Origin of the sequence: Sporolactobacillus mangiferae, from assembly GCF_023336505.1 — a bacterium.
Lineage (GTDB): Bacteria > Bacillota > Bacilli > Bacillales > Sporolactobacillaceae > Sporolactobacillus > Sporolactobacillus mangiferae.
Map to the genome: position 1 here is coordinate 1 of NZ_JAMAST010000036.1, position 3,628 is coordinate 3,628.

At 32.0% G+C, this 3,628-nt stretch carries 2 protein-coding genes; both read left to right on the plus strand.

All coding sequences use genetic code 11. The annotated features are described in order from the left end of the window. The coding region (locus tag M3N64_RS13855) for a hypothetical protein (protein WP_249104226.1) at positions 1-861 on the plus strand (861 nt) is incomplete at its 5' end. Continuing rightward, positions 861-3,473, plus strand: coding sequence for a DEAD/DEAH box helicase (locus M3N64_RS13860; RefSeq protein WP_249104230.1), 2,613 nt, complete (start codon positions 861-863; stop codon positions 3,471-3,473). The genes M3N64_RS13855 and M3N64_RS13860, both read left to right, overlap by 1 nt. Positions 3,474-3,628: the final 155 nt, after the last annotated feature.

Below are 3,628 nucleotides of genomic sequence, written 5' to 3' on the forward strand. Positions count from 1 at the left end.
GCCAAACCTTTTGTTACCGCTCAATTAGGGGTTTATGACTTAAAGAAAGCCTTTGAACTTGAATGGCAAGAATACAAGCAATTTATATCTGGGTTGTTCGAAATCGAAATCATTGATTTTGATTTAGCGGGATTCGAATTTAATGGAAAAAAATCTGAATATCCAGTAAAGATTTTTGATTATAGAAAATATAAGGATTCTTCAATAGATGTTGATTATTTGGAAAAGGTTCACTCTGTCATTGAAAATAGGGTTGATGGTAGGGTTTATATCGTTGCTCCTGCAAACTATGTGGATTTTCTGACTGATTATTATGAGATAGATGGAATACGGTATTATTTCCTAAAGGTACCCTATCAAATAATTAAAGAACTTCATAAAATTCCTTTCCACAAATTGAGACAACCACAAAGTAAGAAGAATTTAAATAGTATAGATGAAGTTGTTGGCTTCCATTTTATTAGACAACCGGAAGTGAAAACAGAATTGAAAATAAGTAAGAAAAATGTAGAAATTAAAATAAAGGAGTTTAAAAGCCAGTACGGAAAAGATGACAAGGGAGTTATCTTAGAAAATTTTGAATCGCTGTCTGCAGTATACATTGATAAGGACTACAACGGAAAGCATTTTGAGTTAGATGATGTTTACTTTGCAGAGGATTTATTACCTAGCAGTAGTGGGAAAAAAGGTAAGGATAAGAATGATGATGAGATCAGAGAAGAGCTAAAATCCCAATACAAAACTGCATTGAGTATTACCTTAGATATTAAAGATTTGGGTGATAAGTTAATGGTGATTTATACCGATATATATGGAAATGATTTCACAGAGATTTTCGACATTAAAAGGGAGGTGAAGTAATGCAAGACATTTTGATTTACAAACAGAAAGATCTTGTTTTAAAAGTTAATAACAATTTTGACCCAACAAAACTGCGTTTGGATGATTGGATTCCATTTATAGAAAGGTTATGTGGCAATAGGGAGCACCAGAAAGCAGCAATTAAGAGTTCGATTATATATCTTGCATCTGGTAGGTATAAATCAATTGAAGATTTGTTTGAAGAGAATTTTCAGAAAAATAATGAGTTACAGTCAAAGTACACGTCATTGGCTAACTTTAAGTCTATGATACAAATTCCCAATAAACTGTTTGCTAATATTGACTTAGCTACTGGAACTGGTAAATCATACGTAATTTATGGCGTCGCTCAAATCATGTTGGGGTTGGGATTAATTGATAAGGTGCTTGTGTTATGTCCTTCGTTAACCATAGAGGCAGGATTAATGGAAAAATTTGAAGAGCTGAGCGGGAATGCTAGACTAAGAGCTACAATTCCGGAGGATGCTCATTATAAAAATCCAAGAATCATAGATGCTAATAAAACAATCAAGGATGGAGATATATGTGTTGAGAATATTCATGCAGTTTACGAAAGAACTGGTTCATCAATTGAAGATAGTTTAGTTAATAATGGAGAGCGAGTATTGGTGTTAAATGATGAAGCACATCACATTTTCAATAAACCTCAAAGCATTTCTGCAAGCAGTAATGAAGGTAAAGGGATAAAAAAGTGGAAAGAATTCTTGATCGACCCAAATTACGGTTTTAAGTATATACTAGGGTTTACTGGAACAGCATACCACGAGAATGAATATTTTAATGATGTGATTTTCAGGTATTCATTAAGAGAAGCCATAGAAGATAGGGTGGTAAAAAATATTGAGTACGTTCAAAAAGATGATAGTAGTGGAATCTCTGAGAAATTTCAGAAGATATATCAAAATCACTTGAATAATTCTGACCAATATCCAGAAATTAAACCTCTGTCTATTTTGATTACAAAAGATATTTCTAAAGCAAAAGCTTTAAAGGATGATCTTGTAGATTTTTTGATTGAAACTGAAGATACAAGCAGAGATGCTATTGAAGAAAAAGTATTAATTGTTACTTCGCATAAAGATCATGCAGCTAACCTTCCTAAGTTAAAGACTGTGGATGATAGAGATGATCCAGTTCAATGGGTAATATCGGTCTCAATGTTGACTGAAGGTTGGGATGTAAAGAATGTTTTCCAGATAGTCCCCTGGGAAGATAGAGCATTTAACTCAAAATTATTGATTGCTCAGGTCCTTGGAAGAGGCCTAAGAATTCCGGAAGAGTATGCGTCACCGCAGCCTAAAGTAATAATCTTTAATCATGATTCTTGGAGTAAAAACATTAAGTCATTAGTTGAAGAAGTGCTGGAGATCGAGACAAGATTAAGTAGTATTATTTTGAAATCAGAAGAGCGAGCAAAATTCAACTTTGAAGTACATAATTTAAATTATTCAAAAGATGAAGTGGAAGTTGAGCTAAAGAAAAAGAAAGAAGTATTTGACTATTCCCGTCTAGAAAAAGAAGGAATAAAGCTAGACTCTCAAGTTATACAGGCAAAGAAAGATACCTCCTACGAATCGATTGTAGATGGAAATTTAAGTCAACTAAATTATTCTATAAAATATAATACTTGGAGTATCGAAGAAATTACTGATAAAATTTTTGAAGAATTTCAAATTAGAGATTGGGAAGGTACAATATTGAAACTTGGCGACGAAGAGTATAGCAAATACTCATTACCACCAAGAGAAACAATAGAAAAGATTATTCGTACATCAATGGAGAAAGTAGGTATTAGTGGGGATTTATTAATTGATAAAAACGCAAATAGAATACTTCAGTCATTTTCAACTTTACTGCGTAAAAAAAAGAAATCAATTGTTCCAAAGTTAAAAGTTAATGCCCCATATAAAATTAATACTCTTGATATGGCGAATGATAGTACAGGTATTGGTAATCTTCGAAGAGGCTACTCCATATTCTATACGAATAATCATGAAAAAGAGATTCATTCAGAAAAACAGAAATTAATTTTTTCTGAGATAATTGAAGACGAGAGTCTTCCAAGAAGTGCTCTGAAAGAGAAGAACGAATTTTTATTTAAAACGCCAATGAACCTTGTTATAACTAGTAGTGATCCTGAAAGAAAATTTGTTGAGTACCTATGCAAACCAGAAGTTGCAAGTTTGGTTCAAAGTTGGGTTAAATCGAGAGATAGAGGGTTCTATAGTATAGATTATAGTTTGAAATATGGTGGGCCTTTTTCTAAAACTAGAAAATATTCTCAGAGGAGTTTTAATCCAGACTTCTTTATTAAGGTTTCAAAAGATGATTGTGATTATTATTTAGTCGCCGAAATAAAGGTTGACAAAGATGATAGTGATGAAAATAAAGCAAAATATAAGTATGCAAAAGAACACTTTGAAAGATTAAATAATAAAATGGAAGAGGAAGGAATTAAAGAAAAATATATATTCCATTTTTTAAGTCCAAATGGGTATACAGAGTATTTTGAATATCTGAAAAGTGAAATGCTGTTAAAAGGTCAGAATAAGTTTAGATGTGAACTTGAGAATTTACTTGAAGATTATTAAACAGGGAAGTAGCAATACTATTTCCTTTGTGTAATAAACTTAAGCATAATATGGAGTTTGTTGCCTATGAGGAAACTAAACTCTTTTAGGGGTGTCGTAAAAGCTCTATTTTATAATGAAATATACAAGGAGCTATCATTTTATATAGAAGAGAA